This is a genomic window from Paraburkholderia sp. BR10141 (assembly GCF_056155635.1).
In genome coordinates this window covers 41,596-59,992 of record NZ_JBMIQH010000004.1, presented here as the reverse complement: position 1 = coordinate 59,992, position 18,397 = coordinate 41,596, and the positions used below count along the sequence as shown (strand labels likewise).

Annotated in this window: 17 protein-coding genes; 10 read left to right on the top strand and 7 right to left on the bottom strand. The window is 65.6% G+C overall.

Annotated elements, in window-relative coordinates; translation table 11 throughout:
* Nucleotides 1–18: 18 nt before the first annotated feature.
* Nucleotides 19–1,452, bottom strand: a complete 1,434-nt coding sequence (locus tag ACOJB8_RS06845; RefSeq protein WP_475011700.1) for an ATP-binding protein — start codon at nucleotides 1,450–1,452, stop codon at nucleotides 19–21.
* 117 nt (nucleotides 1,453–1,569) lie between these two features.
* Here ACOJB8_RS06845 and ACOJB8_RS06840 point away from each other — a divergent pair, with 117 nt between their 5' ends.
* Nucleotides 1,570–3,231: a hypothetical protein gene (locus ACOJB8_RS06840; RefSeq protein WP_475011696.1), complete on the top strand. Its 1,662-nt coding sequence runs from the start codon at nucleotides 1,570–1,572 to the stop codon at nucleotides 3,229–3,231.
* On the opposite strand, the gene ACOJB8_RS06835 is transcribed toward ACOJB8_RS06840, so the two are convergent.
* Nucleotides 3,221–3,457 (bottom strand): cysteine-rich CWC family protein, encoded by a 237-nt coding sequence (locus tag ACOJB8_RS06835; RefSeq protein WP_069264653.1) that lies wholly within the window; start codon nucleotides 3,455–3,457, stop codon nucleotides 3,221–3,223. The two genes, ACOJB8_RS06840 and ACOJB8_RS06835, sit on opposite strands and share 11 nt — an antisense overlap.
* A 321-nt stretch (nucleotides 3,458–3,778) precedes the next feature.
* On the opposite strand from ACOJB8_RS06835, the gene argB reads away from it, so the two are divergent.
* The 8 genes from argB (at nucleotide 3,779) to ACOJB8_RS06795 (ending at nucleotide 11,507) form a co-directional block, all read left to right on the top strand.
* Nucleotides 3,779–4,678 carry an acetylglutamate kinase gene (gene argB, locus ACOJB8_RS06830; RefSeq protein WP_069264651.1) on the top strand — a complete coding sequence of 300 codons (900 nt, stop codon included), beginning with the start codon at nucleotides 3,779–3,781 and terminating at the stop codon, nucleotides 4,676–4,678.
* 52 nt (nucleotides 4,679–4,730) lie between these two features.
* Nucleotides 4,731–5,474 carry a pyrimidine 5'-nucleotidase gene (locus ACOJB8_RS06825; protein ID WP_069264776.1) on the top strand — a complete coding sequence of 248 codons (744 nt, stop codon included), beginning with the start codon at nucleotides 4,731–4,733 and terminating at the stop codon, nucleotides 5,472–5,474.
* Between the two features lie 45 nt (nucleotides 5,475–5,519).
* Complete coding sequence (gene slmA, locus ACOJB8_RS06820) at nucleotides 5,520–6,206, top strand: nucleoid occlusion factor SlmA (RefSeq protein WP_342949116.1); 687 nt, start codon at nucleotides 5,520–5,522, stop codon at nucleotides 6,204–6,206.
* Between the two features lie 65 nt (nucleotides 6,207–6,271).
* The gene (locus ACOJB8_RS06815) at nucleotides 6,272–6,862 is read left to right on the top strand and encodes an HdeD family acid-resistance protein (protein WP_069264647.1); all 591 of its coding nucleotides are present in this window, start codon (nucleotides 6,272–6,274) and stop codon (nucleotides 6,860–6,862) included.
* 312 nt (nucleotides 6,863–7,174) lie between these two features.
* Nucleotides 7,175–8,320 (top strand): homoserine O-succinyltransferase MetX, encoded by a 1,146-nt coding sequence (metX, locus tag ACOJB8_RS06810; RefSeq protein ID WP_069264645.1) that lies wholly within the window; start codon nucleotides 7,175–7,177, stop codon nucleotides 8,318–8,320.
* On the top strand, nucleotides 8,317–8,925 hold the full coding sequence (gene metW, locus ACOJB8_RS06805) for a methionine biosynthesis protein MetW (protein WP_069264642.1): 609 nt from the start codon (nucleotides 8,317–8,319) through the stop codon (nucleotides 8,923–8,925). Before metX ends, metW begins: the two co-directional genes overlap by 4 nt.
* An 81-nt stretch (nucleotides 8,926–9,006) precedes the next feature.
* Nucleotides 9,007–10,401: an AmpG family muropeptide MFS transporter gene (locus ACOJB8_RS06800; protein WP_342949117.1), complete on the top strand. Its 1,395-nt coding sequence runs from the start codon at nucleotides 9,007–9,009 to the stop codon at nucleotides 10,399–10,401.
* Nucleotides 10,398–11,507 (top strand): M48 family metallopeptidase, encoded by a 1,110-nt coding sequence (locus ACOJB8_RS06795; protein WP_475011687.1) that lies wholly within the window; start codon nucleotides 10,398–10,400, stop codon nucleotides 11,505–11,507. The genes ACOJB8_RS06800 and ACOJB8_RS06795 overlap by 4 nt, the downstream gene beginning before the upstream one ends.
* Nucleotides 11,508–11,537: 30 nt before the next feature.
* On the opposite strand, the gene ACOJB8_RS06790 is transcribed toward ACOJB8_RS06795, so the two are convergent.
* From ACOJB8_RS06790 to gatC, 5 genes are all read right to left on the bottom strand, one after another.
* Nucleotides 11,538–12,317 carry an exodeoxyribonuclease III gene (locus tag ACOJB8_RS06790; RefSeq protein ID WP_069264632.1) on the bottom strand — a complete coding sequence of 260 codons (780 nt, stop codon included), beginning with the start codon at nucleotides 12,315–12,317 and terminating at the stop codon, nucleotides 11,538–11,540.
* 86 nt (nucleotides 12,318–12,403) lie between these two features.
* On the bottom strand, nucleotides 12,404–13,240 hold the full coding sequence (locus ACOJB8_RS06785) for a PPK2 family polyphosphate kinase (protein WP_069264629.1): 837 nt from the start codon (nucleotides 13,238–13,240) through the stop codon (nucleotides 12,404–12,406).
* Nucleotides 13,241–13,386: 146 nt separating this feature from the next.
* Nucleotides 13,387–14,862, bottom strand: coding sequence for an Asp-tRNA(Asn)/Glu-tRNA(Gln) amidotransferase subunit GatB (gene gatB, locus ACOJB8_RS06780; RefSeq protein WP_069264770.1), 1,476 nt, complete (start codon nucleotides 14,860–14,862; stop codon nucleotides 13,387–13,389).
* Nucleotides 14,863–14,864: 2 nt separating this feature from the next.
* Nucleotides 14,865–16,355 (bottom strand): Asp-tRNA(Asn)/Glu-tRNA(Gln) amidotransferase subunit GatA, encoded by a 1,491-nt coding sequence (gatA, locus tag ACOJB8_RS06775; RefSeq protein ID WP_321922849.1) that lies wholly within the window; start codon nucleotides 16,353–16,355, stop codon nucleotides 14,865–14,867.
* A 191-nt stretch (nucleotides 16,356–16,546) separates the two neighbouring features.
* Nucleotides 16,547–16,846 (bottom strand): Asp-tRNA(Asn)/Glu-tRNA(Gln) amidotransferase subunit GatC, encoded by a 300-nt coding sequence (gatC, locus tag ACOJB8_RS06770; protein WP_028211911.1) that lies wholly within the window; start codon nucleotides 16,844–16,846, stop codon nucleotides 16,547–16,549.
* Between the two features lie 429 nt (nucleotides 16,847–17,275).
* On the opposite strand from gatC, the gene ACOJB8_RS06765 reads away from it, so the two are divergent.
* Complete coding sequence (locus tag ACOJB8_RS06765; protein WP_004189550.1) at nucleotides 17,276–18,319, top strand: rod shape-determining protein; 1,044 nt, start codon at nucleotides 17,276–17,278, stop codon at nucleotides 18,317–18,319.
* Nucleotides 18,320–18,397 lie beyond the last annotated feature (78 nt).

Here is an 18,397-nt window from a genome sequence, read left to right as displayed (position 1 = left end):
GCCTGATTCTCCGTGTTGTTACGCGGCGTCGGACCGGGTCGGCCCCTCGCCTGATCCAATCTCCGAACCCGCGGGCGCTGCGCCTTCGCGCGCCGCCGCGGGGTTCGCCTGACCCGCCTTGACCTGCTTCGCCGGCAAGCGCAGCACCGCACGGGTGCCGCGTGGACGGCGCGTGCGCGTGCCGCCGCCGGTTACGGCGCCGGTCGACGTCTCGTCATCCGCGCCGCTCACTTCGCCCGACGCGCTGCCGGGCAGCGTGACGTCGTTGAGTTCGATCGAGCCGCCAAGCCGCGCCGCCGACGAAAACGCCAGATACAACCCGACGCCGTGACCGCCCTGGGTGCTGTCCACGGGCGCGGCGCCCAGCGAAGCGCGCAGCGAGGACGGAATGCCGGGCCCGGCATCGCAAACTTCGAAATCGACGTAGCCGGCCCGCGCGGCCGCATAGGCGCGCAGCGTCACGAAATCGCGGCTGGCGCGCGCGGCGTTGTCGAGCAGGATGGTGAGGATCTGGCCAACGGCGACGGCGTCGTCGAGGGCGAAGTCGTTCAGTCCATTGTCGAGGAGTTCGAACTTCACGTGCGGATGGCGCAGGCGCCATTGCTCGACGAACGGCCCGAGCCATTCGCTCACGAGCTGGCGCGCGCCGGTGGATGAGGCGCGGCTTCTGAGTCGTGCGAGCGCCGAGGTGCAAAGCGAGATCTGCTTGTCGAGCAGTTCGAGGTCGGGGGCATACGGTTCGAGGCCCTTGTCCGTGCGCGCGACGTCGCGCAGCTCCTCGGTGAGCATGGCGATGGTCGAGAGCGGCGTGCCGATCTCGTGCGCCACGGTGGCGGCCTGCACGCCCAGCGCCACGGCACGCTCGTCGCGCAACAGGCGCTGCTGCGCGTCGCCGAGCGCGGTGTCGCGCTGGCGCAGCGCACGCGACATGCGCGCGACGAACCACACGATCAGGCACACGCTCACCATGAAGTTCACCCACATGCCCGCGCGATAGTAGTCGAACAGGTTGGCGGGATTGTCGAGATTGAGCGGCACGTTATCGAAGCCGAGCAGCACGTAACAGGCCACTGCGAAGGCCGCGAGCCAGGCGGTGAGATACCACGGCAACACGGCGGCCGCGATGGCGAGCGAGGGCAGGTACAGCGAGACGAACGGATTGGTCGTACCGCCGGAGAGAAAGAGCAGCGCGGAAAGCGCGCCGAGATCGACCCAGAGCTGGCCGAACAGTTCGAGATTCGATTCGGGACGATCCTGCGTGACGCGCAGCCAGGTCACGCCGTTGAACGCCACTTCCATGGCGATCACGAACAGCATGGCGGCCAACGGCAACTGCACGCCGATGAAGAGTTGCACGAACGCGATCGTGCAGAGCTGGCCGATGATGGCGAGACTGCGCAGCCAGAACAGATGGCTGAGATTGACGCGAGCACTGACGGTTATGCGATGCATGCTGTCAGTTTACCGGTTAAGACTTATCTGATTCATCATCTTGAAAGGGTTTGCTTCAATCCATGTCATCCGCCGACCACTTTTGCTTCGGCGCTTTCTGACAAGCAAGACGGAACAATGCAAGCCTCGCCCCCTGACGTACTCCACGCTGTGCGCAATCTCTTTCTCGATTTCATCGACGCTGCCACCGCCAGTGGGACCGACGAGGCGACCGATGCGTCCGCACACGAATTGCTGGCCGCCACGCGCGCCGAGCTGCGCGGCCTGGACGACGACACGCTCGTCCTCATCGCCGCTCGCGCACAGGATAGCGCGCTGGCGCAAGAAGCCATACGCCTGAGCGCCGCGCTTGCCCGGCTCGCACCGGAGCGGGCCGCCGCGTGGTTCGCAGCGGGCCTCGCGCTGCAGTTTGCAAACCGTCACGCCGAAGCGGTAGAACCTTACCGCCACGCGCTGGGAATCGCGCGTACGTTTCCAAATCTGCGCAACAATCTTGCAATAGCTTTGATGCAGATCAATTTTGGAGACCGCGAGATTCTGCAGCTGCTCGAAGAAACGGTCGCCGAAGAGCCCGACAACGTCAACGCCTGGATCAACCTGGCGCGCGTGTTCCCAACCGATACCGACGCGGCGCGATCACTCCACGCCAGCCGCCGCGCGCTCGAACTCGCGCCGCAAAGCCCACTCGCTCTGAACAACCATGCGATGGCCTGCAAGGAAACGCAGCAGTGGGACGAGGTCGAACGCGCCGCGCGCGCCGCCTGCCAGTATGCGCCCAACGACGCATCGCTACGTTCGAACCTGTCGATGATCCAGCTTCTGCGCGGCAACTATGCCGAAGGCTGGCCCGGACACGAGCTGCGCTGGCAGGGCTCGAGCGAACTGGCCATGGGCCGCCCGGTGTTCCCGAAGCCCGAGTGGCGAGGCGAGCCGCTCGCGGGCCGCACATTGCTGGTGTGGGGCGAACAGGGCATGGGCGACCTGCTGCAATTCTGCCGCTACGTGCCCATGCTCGCCGAACGCGTGCGTCGCGAAGGCGGCCGGCTCGTCTGGAATTCGTTTCCGCAAATGGGCGCGCTGCTCGCGCGCAGCCTGGGCCGCCATTGCGACCTGTACTGCGCGGGCGGCCCCGTCGAAAACCTGCCGCCCTACGATTGCGAAGTCTCGCTGTTGAGCCTGCCGCTGATATTCGGTACTGAAGAAGCGACTGTCCCGGGCCCCACCGGTTATCTCAAGGCCGATCCCGAGTCGGCGGCGCGCTGGCGCGAGCGCCTGGCGGTCGAACAGCGTCTGAAGGTCGGGCTCGCGTGGACGGGCAGCCTCACGCACAAGCGCAATCCGTTTCGTCGCATCGGACTCGAGCGGTATGCCCGGCATTTCGGCGGCATCGAGGGCGTGGCGTTCTATTCGCTGCAGCCCGGCGCGGAACAGGACATCGCCGCGGCGCACGAAGCGGGCTTCGAGGTGACCGACTTCAGCGCCCAGTGGAAGACCTTCGACGACACCGCCGCGTTCGTCGACGCGCTCGACCTGGTGATTTCCGTGTGCACGTCGAGCGCACACCTTGCGGGCGCGCTCGGCAAGCGCGCCTGGGTGCTGCTGGACGTGAATCCGCATTGGGTCTGGCTGCTGGATCGACGCGACAGTCCGTGGTATCCGAATACCCGGCTGTACCGTCAGCAGGCGTTCAGACAGTGGGAGCCCGTGCTCGACGAAGTGAGCGCCGATCTCGCGGCGCTCGCGCACGCTGCGCAACGCAGCACGCACTTCACGGCATAGCGCTCCTGCCCTTCGGCGCGTCGCTCGCTGCCGGCGCCGCCGCCGCCGCGAGGCATTGGGGGCAGAGGCAGCGCCCGCGCGGGTCCAGTTCGCTCGCGGGCAAGGCGGGCAGCGACTTGCACCAGCAATCGAACGGTTCGGTGTTCCTGCCGCAATCGAAGCTGTTGCCGCAGCGGGGGCAGCGGGCGCTTTTCATGCCGGTGGCGGGCACGGCGGAGGCGGTCATGGCGCGCACTCCTCTCGAAGCCATGGGTTGGCGACAGGAAGATGATGCCACAGCCCGCGCGCGCGTCTTGCACCTCGCTTTTCACGCCCGCGTTTCCCAGCCGATTTCGCCCCGTTTTGCGGCGCGCCGATGCGCTCGCGCCCGTGTTGCGCATGTGCCTCGCGAAGCGTCCGGTGCCCGTCGTTTTCCCCGCCGTTTTCCCTGCTGCACCGCGCCAGTCCTGTACAATCCGCCCTGTTTCGACCGTTTTGCGGCCGCGTTCTTCGTCCGCGGATCTTCGTCCGCGAGTTTCGTCTGTTTTTCGTCCAAGTCTCCGCCGCCATGTCCGAGCCCATCGACCTTTCGCAGATCGCCCCCACCCTGAAAGCCGAAATTCTGGCCGAAGCGCTGCCTTACATTCGCCAGTATCACGGCAAGACCGTCGTCATCAAGTACGGCGGCAACGCCATGACCGAAGAGCGGCTCAAGCAGGGCTTCGCGCGCGACGTCATCCTGCTCAAGCTCGTGGGCATCAATCCGGTCATCGTGCACGGCGGCGGCCCGCAAATCGATACGGCGCTCAAGAAGATCGGCAAGCAAGGCACGTTCATCCAGGGCATGCGCGTGACCGACGAAGAAACCATGGAAGTCGTCGAGTGGGTGCTCGGCGGCGAGGTGCAGCAGGACATCGTCACGCTGATCAACCACTTCGGCGGCCACGCGGTCGGCCTGACCGGCAAGGACGGCGGCCTGATCCACGCGCGCAAGCTGATGATGCCGGACCGCGACAAACCCGGTCAGTACATCGACATCGGCCAGGTGGGCGAAGTCGAGGCCATCAACCCGGCGGTCGTGAAGGCGCTCCAGGACGACGCGTTCATTCCGGTGATCTCGCCGATCGGCTTCGGCGAAGACGGCCTCTCGTACAACATCAACGCGGACCTCGTGGCGGGCAAGCTCGCCGTCGTGCTCAACGCCGAAAAGCTCGTGATGATGACGAACATCCCGGGCGTGATGGACAAGGCGGGCAATCTGCTCACCGACCTCTCGGCGCGCGAGATCGACGCCCTCTTCGAAGACGGCACGATCTCGGGCGGCATGCTGCCGAAGATCTCGTCGGCGCTCGACGCGGCCAAGAGCGGCGTGCGCTCGGTGCACATCATCGACGGCCGCATCGAGCACTCCGTGCTGCTGGAAATCCTGACCGAACAGCCGTTCGGCACGATGATCCGCTCGCACTAAGCGCCTTCCTCCCAGCGGCGGCGCCGTGCCGCCGCCGCGTCTCACGTCCGCGATGACCGACTCCAGCCTTCATGCCAGGCGTGCCCGGCGCCGGCCGCGCCGCGTCGCCCGCAAAGTGGGCACTCCCGTCTGGCTCTTCGACCTCGACAACACGCTGCACAACGCGTCGCGCGCAATCTTCCCGGCCATCAACGCCGGCATGACGCAGTACATCATCGACGCGCTCGGCGTGAGCCGCGACGAAGCCAATCACCTGCGCACGAGCTACACGCGCCGCTACGGCGCGACGCTGCTCGGCCTCACGCGCCATCATCCGATCGACCCGCACGACTTTCTCAAGGTCGTGCACACCTTCGACGACCTGCACGGCATGCTGCACGCCGAGCGCGGCCTCGCCCGCACGCTCGCCGCGTTGCCCGGGCGCAAGATCGTGCTCACCAACGGCCCCGAAGACTACGCGCACGCGGTGCTCGCGGCGCTCGGCATCGAGGGGCTGTTCGAGCGCGTGATCGCCATCGAAGGCATGCGCTCGCGCAGCTACTGGCGCGCCAAGCCCGATTGCGCGATGCTGCGCGGCACGCTGCGCCGGGCCGGCGTGGCGCTCGCCGATGCGATCCTGATCGAAGACACGCGCAGCCATCTCAAGCGTTACCGGCGCCTCGGCATCCGCACCGTCTGGATCACCGGGCATTTGCCGGCGCATCTGCCGGGCACCGGCAGACCACACTATGTCGATCGTCGCATTCGTTCGCTAAAATCCCTGAAACCAGGCCTGCAGTCGGGACGCTCGAAGTAAAACGGGGGAGCGCCAACCCAGAGGCCAACGCCAGGGACGATATCCATGCAGCCGACACAAACGCGTGAAGCAGTCGAAGCAGCAGATTCGCCGGGCGCGGCCCGCCGCGCCCCCCGCCCGAAACCGGGCGAACGCCGTATCCACATTCTCCAGACGCTCGCCACCATGCTCGAGGCGCCGCGCGGCGAGAAGATCACCACCGCGGCGCTGGCCGCGCGCCTGGGCGTTTCCGAGGCCGCGCTGTATCGCCATTTCGCGAGCAAGGCCCAGATGTACGAGGGCCTCATCGATTTCATCGAGCAGACGCTCTTCGGGCTCATCAACCAGATCGTCGAAAAAGAGCCGAGCGGCGTCCTGCAGGCGCGTGCGATCGCGCTGATGCTCGTCAACTTTTCCACGCGCAACGCCGGCATGACCCGCGTACTGACCTGCGAAGCCCTCGTGGGCGAGCATGAGCGCCTCGCCGAGCGCGTGAACCAGATGCTCGATCGCGTCGAGGCGTCGCTGCGCCAGTGCCTGCGCGTAGACCTCGCCCAGGAAGCCGAGCGCAAGGCAATTTCGGGGTCTGACCATGTCAACGCGAAGCCGGCCGCCAAGGGATACGATCCAACGGTCCGTGCGAATCTGGTCGTGCGCTATGTGATTGGTTGCTGGCATCGCTACGCGCAAAGCGGCTTCACGCGTTCACCGAGCGAACACGCCGACGAGCAGATCCGCATCATTCTTCAATAGCGCGGCCGCGGCGGCGTTGTTCCGTGGCGGTGGCTCGCGTCGCTAACAGGAAGGAGAACCGTCGCATGAACCGTCCCGTTCCTCCCCTCGGCCTGCCGCCCATCCTGATGGGCCTCTCCGCCCACTGGGGCTGGCTCATTGCGCGAGGCATTGCCGCCATCGTGTTCGGCGTGCTCGCCTTCTCGCTGCCCGGCCTCACCGTGCTCACGCTCGCCATCGTCTGGGGCGCCTACGCCCTCGTCGACGGCGCGTTCGCGCTCATCTACGGGGCGCGCGGCGGCGGCACGCGGCGCTGGACCTACATCGTCATCGGTCTGATCGGCGTGATCGCGGGCCTCGTGGCGTTCTTCTGGCCCGGCGAGACCGCCATCGTTCTCGTCATGATCATCGGCGTCTGGGCGTTCTTCACGGGCATTTTCGAGATCGTCTACGCGATCCAGTACCGGCACGCCATCGCGCATCCGTGGGCGGTCGGGATTTCGGGGCTGCTCTCGGCCACGGTGGGCTTTTTCTTCGCGATGTTCCCAGGTGCTGGCGCGCTCTCGCTGATCTGGGTGATCGCCGCCTATGCGGTCCTCTACGGCCTCCTGATGATCATCGCGGCCTTGCAGCTGCGGCGCTGGCGCAACGCGAATCCGTCCGCGCCCGGCAAGTGATAAGACTTCGCGGCCTCGCGCGGTGCGCGGGCACGTGAAGGGACGGTGCAAAAGCGCCGGGGCGGCAGCGCGCCGCCCGGGCCGCCTTTCCCGTGCGCCGCGTCGCTTTGCACTTTTTCCGATATACTCTGCGTTCCTTTTGCAATACCCACGCGCCGATTTGCTGACTCGATTGCGGGCGCGTGAACTCTCAAGGCCTGGGCCCGGGAGTTCGATATAAATGCGGCTAAAGAGGTCGTCAGCTGCGCCAACCCTTTCGCACTCCGCGCCCGCCGACACCGTTTAGCCGCCCGAAAAACCAAGGCGGAACGAATGGAATCGATCGGCATCGTCGCTCCTCAAACACTGCATTTCGACGAGCCTCTGCAACTGCAGAACGGCACGGCGCTGGCCGGGTACGACCTCGTGGTCGAAACCTACGGCACGCTCAACGCCGCGCGCAGCAACGCGGTGCTCGTCTGTCACGCGCTCAATGCGTCGCACCACGTGGCGGGTGTCTACGCGGACGACCCCAAAAACGTGGGCTGGTGGGACAACATGGTGGGCCCGGGCAAGCCGCTCGACACCAACCGCTTCTTCGTGATCGGCGTGAACAATCTCGGCTCGTGCTTCGGCTCGACCGGCCCCATGAGCCTCGACGCGGCCACCGGCCAGCCCTATGGCGCGAAGTTTCCGGTCGTGACCGTCGAGGACTGGGTGGACGCCCAGGCGCGCGTGGCCGATCGCTTCGGCATCGAGAAGTTCGCCGCGGTGATGGGCGGCAGCCTTGGCGGCATGCAAGCGCTTGCATGGAGCCTGCGCTATCCGGATCGTCTCGGCCACTGCATCGTGGTCGCCTCCACGCCCAAGCTCTCGGCGCAGAACATCGCGTTCAACGAAGTCGCGCGCTCGGCCATCCTCTCGGACCCCGACTTCCATGGCGGCGACTACTACGCCCACCACGTGAAGCCGCGCCGCGGCCTGCGCGTGGCGCGCATGATCGGCCACATCACCTATCTGTCCGACGACGACATGGCCGAGAAATTCGGCCGGGCGCTGCGCCGCGCGGAAGGCGCGGAGAACGCCTACAACTTCAACTTCGACGTGGAATTCGAAGTGGAGTCGTACCTGCGCTATCAAGGCGACAAGTTCGCCGACTACTTCGACGCCAACACCTACCTGCTGATCACGCGTGCGCTCGATTACTTCGATCCCGCGAAGGCGTATGACGGCGACCTCACGCGCGCGCTCGCGCACACGAAGGCGAAATACCTCGTGGCGAGCTTCGCGACCGACTGGCGTTTCGCGCCCGCGCGTTCGCGCGAACTCGTGAAGGCGCTGCTCGATCACAAGCGCCAGGTCACCTACGCGGAAATCGACGCGCCGCATGGCCACGACGCCTTCCTGCTCGACGACGCGCGCTATCACAATGTGGTGCGCGCTTACTACGAACGTATTGCTGCTGAGGTGGGCGCATGAACCAGAGCGCTTTCGACAGTCTTTCCGCCCGTCCCGACTTTCGCACCATCGCGCGCTGGATCGAACCGCGCGCGAAGGTGCTCGACCTCGGCTGCGGCGACGGCTCGCTGCTCTCGCTGCTCACCGAGGAACTGGAGTGCACGGGCTACGGCATCGAGATCAACGACGCGGGCGTGCTCGCTTCGGTGAAGAACGGCATCAACGTGATCCAGCAGAATCTGGAAGACGGCCTGCGCCTGTTCGAGGACGCGAGCTTCGACTTCGCGATCCTCTCGCAAACGCTGCAGACCATTCACCAGACGGCCGCCATCCTGCGCGAGACGGCGCGCGTGGGCAAGGAGTGCATCGTCTCGTTCCCGAACTTCGGCTACTGGCCGCACCGGCTTTCGGTCATGCGCGGACGCATGCCGGTTTCGAAGTCGCTGCCCTACCAGTGGCATAACACGCCGAACGTGCGTGTTCTCACGGTGAAGGACTTCGAGGCGCTCGCGCCCGAAGTGGGCATCGAAATTCTCGACCGCGCCGTGCTCCATGGGGGTCAGACCGTTCGTTGGGGTGTGAACTGGCGTGGTAGTCTTGCGGTCTATCGCGTGAGAAAAAAATGACGCCGTGCGCGGCGTCGCGTGTTTTTCTGCCCGACCAGTTCACCTGGAACCGCACCCAACACCGCCGCCGCTAACGACGACATGCAGAATCCGCCCCACGAGGCACCCGCTCTTACCGCTCACGAATCCCACCCCGGCTGGCGTGCGTATCTGAATACGCACATGCTAATCTGCGTGTTCCTCGGCTTTACCTCCGGGCTGCCGCTCTTCACGCTCGTCTATCTGGTGCAGGCGTGGCTGCGCTCGGAGGGCGTCAATCTCAAGGAGATCGGCCTCTTCGCGCTGATCCAGTTCCCCTACACCTGGAAGTTCGTCTGGGCGCCGCTCATGGACCGCTACGTGCCGCGTCTGCCCGGCTGGCGCCCGGGGCGGCGGCGCGGCTGGATGCTCGTCACGCAGATTCTCGTGGCGCTCGCCATCGGCACGCTCGGCTACGTTTCGCCGAAAGATTCGATCTGGACGGTTGCCGCGCTCACCGCGCTGGTGGCGTTCTTCGGCGCGAGCCAGGACATCTCCATCGACGCCTACCGGCGCGAACTGCTCACTGATACGCAGCAGGGCCTCGGCAACGCCGTGCACGTGAATGCCTACAAGATCGCGGCACTCGTGCCGGGCTCGCTCGCGCTGATCCTCTCCGATCATCTGCCGTGGAGCACCGTATTCGTCGTGACGGCGGCGTTCATGATTCCCGGCATGATCATGACGCTCGTCGTGAAAGAGCCCGAAGTGCACGGCGCGCCGCCGAAGAACCTGCGCGAAGCGATCGTGCAGCCGTTCGCCGAATTCGTGCGCCGCGACGGTCTCGCCGCGGCACTCTTTGTGCTCGCGTTTATCTTCCTCTACAAACTCGGCGATACGATGGCGACGACCCTGTCCACATCGTTCTTCCTCGACATCGGCTATTCGCGCACGGAGATCGGCGTGATCGCCAAGATGACGGCGTTCGGCGCGAGCCTCGCGGGCGGCATTATCGGCGGCGTGGCGCTCGTGAAGATCGGCATTGGGCGCGGGCTGTGGATCTTCGGCTTCCTGCAAATGATTTCCACTCTGGGTTTCGCGTGGCTCGCGCAGCTCGGCGCAGGCTCGCCCTCGCTCGCCGCCATCTACGATGCCGTGCTCGCCGTGAGCCACGCGGTTTCGTGGGCCGCAGGTCTCTTCGGCGCCACCGTGCAGTTCACGCTCGATCCGCGCGCCGTTGCGCTCGCGCTCGTGTACGGTTTCGAGACCTTCGCAACGGGACTCACGCTCGCTGCGTTCACTGCCTATATTGCAAGCACGACCGATCCGCGTTACACCGCCACGCAGTTCGCACTCTTCACGAGCCTCGCCTCCGTGCCGCGCACGCTGGCCTCCGCCGCGAGCGGCTACGTGGTGGCGAAGATCGGCTGGTTCGACTATTTCATCGTCTGCACGGTGCTCGCGGTACCGGGTATGCTCCTGCTCATTCGTATTGCCCCGTGGAGAGTCCGGTCGTGAGCACGCATGAGACCGTCGCGCAAAGCCCGCGTGCGCTGCAGCGCAGCGGCGCGCGCGCGCGTGCGCTCGTGCTGGCGCTCGCCGCCGCCTGGCCGGCGCTTGGCGCATGGAATGCGTGGGCTGCCGAGAACCCCGCCGCGACGAACGCCCCCGCCGCCGTGCCAGGCAATCCTGCACTGCCGCCAGCAGGCAATGGCGCGACCAACCCGGCGAATAACACGAACGGCGCAGCAAACATCGGCGCAAACGCGAGCGCTACGCCGGGCAGCGTCGCCCCCGGCGCGCCGAACACGGGCCGCGTGGTGCGCTTCGGCAACGCCGCCGTGTACCGCAATCTGATTCCCTCGCCGATGCTCGAAGCGCAGGCCACGGCCGAGTTCAACGAGATCGTGCGCGGCGCGGCCCATTCGAACCGCCTCTATGCCGAAAGCGATCCGCACGTGCAGCGCGTGCGGGCGTTCGTCGACCGGCTCGCGCCTTACTCGCTGAAGTGGGGCGATCGCGTCAAGAACTGGAAGTGGGAAGTGGCGGTGATCCGCTCGAACGACATCCGCATGTACGCGCTGCCGGGCGGCAAGATCGTCGTGTATGGCGGCCTGCTCGATCGCGTGAAGCTCAACGACAACGAGTTCGGCATGCTGCTTGGCCACGAGATCGCGCATGCAGTGCGCGAGCACGTGCGCGAGCGCCTGGGCGAACAACAGGCCGCGCAGATCGAATCGGGCTCTGTGCCGCAGCTATTCGGGCTCGCGGACCTCGGCGTGTTTCCGCTCGGTATCGGCTCGCAACTCGTGGAAATGCACTACGGCCGCGCCGACGAAACCGAAGCCGACGTCATCGGCAGCGATATCGCCTCGCGCGCGGGATTCGATCCGCGCGCGGCGCTCACGCTGTGGGACAAGCTCGCGGTGGCGACGCGCGCCGACCGCGACCAGGGATTCATCTACGTGCATCCGTACACGCCGGCGCGACGCGCCGATATCGCCAAGCGCCTCGCCGACATGATGCCGCTCTACGCAAAGGCCATGGGCAAGCCGCTCGCCGAGTTGCCCGACTACGAGGGCATCCCGGCCGTGCAAAAGCGCAAGGTGGTCTCGGCGCCCTGAAAGCGGTTTCACAGCGCGCCGGTGTGAGCGTCAGCTCTTGACCTTGTGGTCGTAGTCGATGGTCAGCGGCGCGTGGTCGCTGAACTTGATGTCCTTGAAGATCGAGGTCTTTTTCGCCTTGTGCGCAATGCCGGGCGTCGCGATCTGATAGTCGATTCGCCACCCCACGTTCTTCGCATACGCCTGGCCGCGGTTGCTCCACCACGTGTATTGCTCGGGGCGCGGGTCGAGCGTGCGGAACACGTCCACGTAGCCCACGTCGTCGAAGAGGCTCGTGAGCCATGCGCGCTCTTCGGGCAGGCAGCCGGAGTTCTTCTGGTTGCCCTTCCAGTTCTTGATGTCGATTTCCTTGTGGACGATGTTCACGTCGCCGCACAGGATCACTTCGCGCTCACGCTTGAGTTCCGCGAGATGCGGCATGAATTCGTCCATGAAGCGGTACTTCGCGGCCTGCCGTTCGTCGCCGCTCGAGCCCGAAGGCACGTACACGGAGATCACCGAAAGCTTGCCGAAGCGCGTTTCCACATAGCGCCCTTCCGGGTCGAACTCCTCGCTGCCAAAGCCGATGATCACCTCGTCGGGCTCGTGGCGCGAATAGACGCCCGCGCCGCTATAGCCCTTCTTGACCGCATGCTGGAAGTAGCCCGTGAAGTCGTGCGGGGCGAGGAATTCCGGGGTCATGTCGTCCTGCGAGCACTTGATTTCCTGCACGCAGAGCACGTCGGCCTTCTGTTCGCCGAACCATTCGAAAAAGCCTTTCTTCGCCGCCGAGCGGATGCCGTTCAGATTCGCGGTGATCACACGCAACATGTCTTCTTTCCTCTTGATTGTGCGTTGCCTCGCACGGCGCGCCGAAGCGGAACTGCACCGCGCCGCGCGAGGGAATACGGTCGGTCTCAGTCGATCCTGAGACCCTTGAGTTCGGCCTTGGCCGGCGGAAATTCGAGTTTCAGACTGTCCATCAGGCGCAGCAGCAGTTCGGCCACCATGAGGTTGCGATGCGACTTCGAGTTCGCGGGAATCACGTACCACGGCGCGTATTCCGTGGAGGTAGCCGCGAGCGCGTCGTGGTACGCGGCCTGATAGGCGTCCCAATGCCTGCGCGCTTCGAGATCGGAGACGTCGAATTTCCAGTGCTTGGTGGGGTCGTCGATGCGCGCCTGGATGCGACTGCGCTGCTCGTCCTTCGAGATGTGCAGCATGCACTTGATGATCGACGTGCCGCTCTCGGCGAGCAGCGCCTCGAAATGGCGAATCTGCCGGTAGCGGCGCTCGCACTCGGCCGAATCGATCTGGCCAATCACGCGCGGCACGAGCACGTCTTCGTAGTGGCTGCGGTTGAAGATCGCCAGCTCGCCCGCCGCGGGCACTTGCAGGTGCACGCGCCAGAGAAAGTCGCGCGCGGCTTCGATGGGCGTCGGCGCGCGAAACGGCACGATGCGCAGGCCGAGCGGATCGACCTCGTGAAACACGCCGCGGATCGTGCCGTCCTTGCCGCTCGTGTCCATGCCCTGCAACACGAGCAGCACGCGCTGATGGCGCTGCGAATGCAGACGCTCCTGCAATATGTCGAGCTGGTTGCCGATCTCGGCGAGCCGGTCGCGGTCACCGTCCTTGCTGCCGGTCGAGAACGGTTTCGCGGCGGGGTCGAGCGCGTTGAGCGAGAACGTCTCCGCCTTCTTGTCGCTGAAGTACGGCACGCGGTAACTGTCGAGACTCGGGATGTGGGACATGCGTTGTTCTCCTCTCTCTCGTGAATTTGACGGCGCCAGCGCCGCAGCCCGCCTGAAGCGGCAAGGCGGCGCCGCGCTGCTACGCACGACGCCGCCTCGCTAGCATGCCCGAATCAGGGCGGCACGCTACTCAAACCCGCCCAAACTCAGCCCAGCTTCTTCTTCAGCAGCTCGTTGACTTGCTGCGGGTTCGCCTTGCCCTTGGTGGCCTTCATCGCCTGGCCGATCAGCGCGTTGAACGCCTTTTCCTTGCCGGCGCGGAATTCTTCCACCGACTTCTGGTTCGCGGCGAGCACCTCGTCGATGATCGCTTCGAGCGCGCCGGTGTCCGAGATCTGCTTGAGGCCCTTCGCTTCGATGATGCGATCGGCAGCGGCTTCGTCGGCGGCCTTCTCGTCCCACATCGCCTGGAACACTTCCTTGGCGATCTTGTTCGAGATCGTGCCGTCGGCGATGCGCGCGAGCAGCACGGCGAACTGCGCGGCCGAGACCGGCGAAGCGGCGATGTCGAGGCCTTCGCGGTTGAGCTGCGACGAGACTTCGCCCATCAGCCAGTTGGCGGCGGCCTTGGCCTGCGCCGCGCCCGCCTTCGCCACCACGGCTTCGAAGTAAGCCGCCATTGCCTTGCTCGACGTGAGCACGTTCGCGTCATACGGCGTCACGCCGTACTGCTCGACAAAGCGCGTTTGCATCGTCGCGGGCAGCTCGGGCAGCTCGCCCTTCACGCGCTCGACCCACGCGGCATCGATCACGAGCGGCATGAGGTCGGGGTCGGGGAAATAGCGGTAATCGTGCGCGTCTTCCTTGCTGCGCATCGAACGCGTCTCGCGCTTGTCGGGGTCGTAGAGGCGCGTTTCCTGCACCACCGTGCCGCCGTCTTCGATCAGCTCGATCTGGCGGCGCACTTCGTACTGGATCGCCTCTTCGAGGAAGCGGAACGAATTCAGGTTCTTGATCTCGGCGCGCGTGCCGAACTCCTTCTGGCCGACCGGACGCACGGAGACGTTCGCGTCGCAGCGGAACGAGCCTTCCTGCATGTTGCCGTCGCAAATGCCGAGCCACACGACGAGCGTGTGCAGCGACTTCGCGTACGCAACCGCTTCGGCGGCGCTGCGCATTTCGGGTTCCGTGACGATTTCGAGCAGCGGCGTGCCGGCGCGGTTCAGGTCGATGCCCGTCATGCCCGCGAAGTCTTCGTGCAGCGACTTGCCCGCGTCTTCTTCGAGGTGCGCGCGCGTCAGGTTGACGGTCTTCTCGTAGGCTTCCTTGCCGGCCTTTTCGTTGGCCGGGACCTGGATCGTGATCTGCCCGCCCTGCACGACCGGAATCTCGTACTGGCTGATCTGATAGCCCTTCGGCAGGTCCGGATAGAAGTAGTTCTTGCGCGCGAAAATGCTGCGCGGCGCAATCGTCGCGTTGATCGCGAGGCCGAACTGGATCGCGCGCTCCACGGCGCCGCGGTTCATCACCGGCAGCACGCCCGGCAGCGCGAGATCGACGGGGCAGGCCTGCGAGTTGGGCGCGGCGCCGAACTGCGTCGATGCGCCCGAGAAGATCTTCGACGCCGTCGACAATTGCGCGTGCGTCTCCAGACCGATCACCACTTCCCACTGTGTTGCCATGTTCATACCCCTGCCGGCGCCTTGCGATGCCAGTCGGTCGCGCGCTGGAAGGCGTCGGCGACCTGCAGCATGCGGGCCTCGTTGAAATAGTTGCCGACGATCTGCAGACCGACGGGTCGCTGCGCGTTCGCACCCGCGCCGAAGCCGCACGGCACGCTCATGCCGGGCAGGCCCGCGAGGCTCGTGGAAAGCGTGTAGATGTCCGCGAGGTACATCTGCAGCGGATCGTCGCCCTTGGCGCCCAGGTCCCATGCCACGCTCGGCGCGACCGGTCCCATGATGACGTCGCACTGTTTGAACGCTTCCTGGAAGTCTTGCGCAATGATGCGGCGAATCTTCTGCGCCTGCAGGTAGTACGCATCGTAGTAGCCGTGCGAGAGCACGTAGGTGCCCACCAGAATGCGGCGCTTCACCTCGGGGCCGAAGCCCTCGGCACGCGACTTTTTGTACATGTCGAGCAGATCGCGGTATTCGGCGGCGCGGTGGCCGAAGCGCACGCCGTCGAAGCGCGAGAGGTTCGACGAGGCTTCCGCCGGGGCGATCACGTAGTACACGGGAATCGACAGCTCGGTTTTCGGCAGCGTGACTTCCACGAGCGTGGCGCCGAGCGACTCGTACGTCTTGAGCGCGGCGTCGATGGCGGCGCGCACGTCGTCGGCGAGACCCGCGCCGAAGTATTCCTTCGGCAGGCCGATGCGCAGGCCCGCGAGCGGCTTGTCGGCGCTGGCGTCCTGGCTCCACGTCTGGCCGATGAAGCGCGTGTAGTCCTCGTGCTCGTGCGTGAGGCTCGTCGAGTCGCGCTCGTCGAAGCCGCCCATGGCGTTCAGAAGCAGCGCGCAATCGCCGGCGCTGTGCGCGAACGGGCCGCCCTGGTCGAGCGACGAGGCGAACGCGATCATGCCGTAGCGCGAGACGCGGCCGTAGGTGGGCTTGATGCCCGTCACGCCCGTGAACGACGCCGGCTGGCGAATCGAGCCGCCGGTATCGGTGCCGGTCGCGGCGGGCGCGAGGCGCGCGGCGACGGCCGCGGCGGAACCGCCCGACGAGCCGCCCGGCACGGCCTTCGTGTCCCACGGGTTCTTCACGGCGCCGAAATGCGAGTTCTCGTTGGACGAGCCCATCGCGAATTCGTCCATGTTGGTCTTGCCGAGGCAGACCATGCCCGCGCGCTCGAGCCGCTCGACCACGGTCGCGTCGAACGGGCTCACGTAGTTTGCAAGCATCTTCGAGCCGGCGGTCGAGCGCCAGCCGCGCGTGACGAACACGTCCTTGTGCGCGAGCGGAATGCCCGCGAGCGGGCCCGCGTGGCCCGAGTGCAGGAGCGCGTCGGCGGCCTTCGCCTGGGCGAGCGTCAACTCGGGATTGACGTCGACGAAGGCGTTCAGGTCTTGATGCGCTTCAATCCGGCCCAGAAAGTGCTGGGCCAGCTCGACTGCGGAGCACTCCTTCGCAGCCAGCGCGGCGCGCAGTTCGGTCAAGCTTTTGTCATGCATTGCGTGATTCCTGGAAGAACGTCACGGCGTGGTCGAAATCCGATCGTTGCGCCGTCCGGGAGCCGCTCGACCGACGTTGGCAAACGTGTGGGCCGCTACCCGGAAAACCCCGGAAAATTCGGGAGTCCGTGCCGTTTCGAACTGTTCCGACGACTCGAAAGATTTCGAAATGGCGAAAAAATGCTGCGCGCTTACTCAATCACGCGCGGTACGAGGTAAAGTCCGTCCTGCACCGCGGGCGCGGGACGCTGCAGCGCTTCGCGGTCCACGATTTCGGTCACGGCGTCCTCGCGCAGACGCAACGCGACGTCCTCGATCTGCTCGATCGGGTGGGCGAGCGGGGCGATGCCGGTCGTGTCCACGGCCTGCATCTGCTCGACGAGGCCGAAGAAGCCGTTCAGGCGTTCGAGCGTATTGCCGGCTTCGGCGTCGGCCAGTTCGAGGCGCGCAAGATGCGCGATGCGCTTCACATCGTTCAGGGTCAGGGCCATGCGGTCACCGGAAAAAGGGGCTGCGGCAGTGCGGAAATCGGTGCTGCAACAGCGGTTTATCGCGCCGGATCCGGCTCGGGAGGAAAGCTTCGATGAGGTCAAAAACTGCCTTCCGGATCCTGCAAAACAGGCAAAATTATAAGGTATCATTACGCGTTCGACCCAAACCCGGACCGCCTTGCATCCGCCTTTCAGGTCTGTACGCAACTCAATGCGGCCAGACAAGATCAAACGGGCGGCGCAGCCAGGCTGCCTCCGGTAACTATCCCCGCAGTCTCAGGCCCCTCGTGGCGCCCCTTGCGACGCCCTCCGCCGTGATTTCGGAGTGCTCTCGTGGTGGAGCATATCGCCCTGAGGCTGTGAATTTTTCCGCTGCCGCCCTCGCCCACCAAGCTGGAAGGACGGCCACAAGCGAGACAGGATTTTTGAATGTTCGGTTTTCTGCGTAGCTACTTCTCCAACGACCTGGCGATCGACCTCGGCACCGCCAACACCCTGATCTACATGCGCGGCAAGGGCATCGTCCTCGACGAACCCTCGGTCGTCTCCATTCGCCAGGAAGGCGGCCCGAACGGCAAGAAAACGATTCAGGCAGTCGGCAAGGAAGCCAAGCAGATGCTCGGCAAGGTCCCGGGCAACATCGAAGCCATCCGCCCGATGAAGGACGGCGTGATCGCCGACTTCACCGTCACCGAGCAGATGATCAAGCAGTTCATCAAGACGGCGCACGAGTCGCGCATGTTCTCGCCGTCGCCGCGCATCATCATCTGCGTGCCGTGCGGTTCGACCCAGGTCGAGCGCCGCGCGATCAAGGAAGCCGCGCACGGCGCGGGCGCCTCGCAGGTGTACCTCATCGAAGAGCCGATGGCCGCTGCGATCGGCGCGGGCCTGCCGGTTTCGGAAGCCACGGGCTCGATGGTCGTCGACATCGGCGGCGGCACGACCGAAGTGGGCGTGATCTCGCTCGGCGGCATCGTCTACAAGGGCTCGGTGCGCGTGGGCGGCGACAAGTTCGACGAAGCGATCGTCAACTACATCCGCCGCAACTACGGCATGCTGATCGGCGAACAAACCGCCGAAGCCATCAAGAAGGAAATCGGTTCGGCCTTCCCGGGTTCCGAAGTCAAGGAAATGGAAGTGAAGGGCCGCAACCTGTCGGAAGGCATTCCGCGCAGCTTCACCATTTCGAGCAACGAAATTCTCGAAGCGCTCACCGACCCGCTGAACCAGATCGTCTCGTCGGTGAAGATCGCGCTCGAACAAACGCCGCCGGAACTGGGCGCCGACATCGCCGAACGCGGCATGATGCTCACGGGCGGCGGCGCGCTGCTGCGCGACCTGGACCGCCTGCTCGCCGAAGAAACCGGTCTGCCGGTGCTCGTGGCCGAAGACCCGCTCACCTGCGTGGTGCGCGGCTCGGGCATGGCGCTCGAGCGCATGGACAAGCTTGGCAGCATCTTCTCGTACGAGTAAGCGCGCCGCGCACCGCTGCGCTCGCCCGCGGCGCGGTTTCGGCGTCGTCGCGCCACTGATGGCGTGGCGGCGCGCGCG

Coding starts and splice junctions, on each gene's coding strand:
- ACOJB8_RS06845 (WP_475011700.1), bottom strand. CDS start 1,452: ATGCATCGCATAACCGTCAGTGCTCGCGTCAATCTCAGCCATCTGTTC.
- ACOJB8_RS06840 (WP_475011696.1), top strand. CDS start 1,570: ATGCAAGCCTCGCCCCCTGACGTACTCCACGCTGTGCGCAATCTCTTT.
- ACOJB8_RS06835 (WP_069264653.1), bottom strand. CDS start 3,457: ATGACCGCCTCCGCCGTGCCCGCCACCGGCATGAAAAGCGCCCGCTGC.
- argB (WP_069264651.1), top strand. CDS start 3,779: ATGTCCGAGCCCATCGACCTTTCGCAGATCGCCCCCACCCTGAAAGCC.
- ACOJB8_RS06825 (WP_069264776.1), top strand. CDS start 4,731: ATGACCGACTCCAGCCTTCATGCCAGGCGTGCCCGGCGCCGGCCGCGC.
- slmA (WP_342949116.1), top strand. CDS start 5,520: ATGCAGCCGACACAAACGCGTGAAGCAGTCGAAGCAGCAGATTCGCCG.
- ACOJB8_RS06815 (WP_069264647.1), top strand. CDS start 6,272: ATGAACCGTCCCGTTCCTCCCCTCGGCCTGCCGCCCATCCTGATGGGC.
- metX (WP_069264645.1), top strand. CDS start 7,175: ATGGAATCGATCGGCATCGTCGCTCCTCAAACACTGCATTTCGACGAG.
- metW (WP_069264642.1), top strand. CDS start 8,317: ATGAACCAGAGCGCTTTCGACAGTCTTTCCGCCCGTCCCGACTTTCGC.
- ACOJB8_RS06800 (WP_342949117.1), top strand. CDS start 9,007: ATGCAGAATCCGCCCCACGAGGCACCCGCTCTTACCGCTCACGAATCC.
- ACOJB8_RS06790 (WP_069264632.1), bottom strand. CDS start 12,317: ATGTTGCGTGTGATCACCGCGAATCTGAACGGCATCCGCTCGGCGGCG.
- ACOJB8_RS06785 (WP_069264629.1), bottom strand. CDS start 13,240: ATGTCCCACATCCCGAGTCTCGACAGTTACCGCGTGCCGTACTTCAGC.
- gatB (WP_069264770.1), bottom strand. CDS start 14,862: ATGGCAACACAGTGGGAAGTGGTGATCGGTCTGGAGACGCACGCGCAA.
- gatA (WP_321922849.1), bottom strand. CDS start 16,355: ATGCATGACAAAAGCTTGACCGAACTGCGCGCCGCGCTGGCTGCGAAG.
- gatC (WP_028211911.1), bottom strand. CDS start 16,846: ATGGCCCTGACCCTGAACGATGTGAAGCGCATCGCGCATCTTGCGCGC.
- ACOJB8_RS06765 (WP_004189550.1), top strand. CDS start 17,276: ATGTTCGGTTTTCTGCGTAGCTACTTCTCCAACGACCTGGCGATCGAC.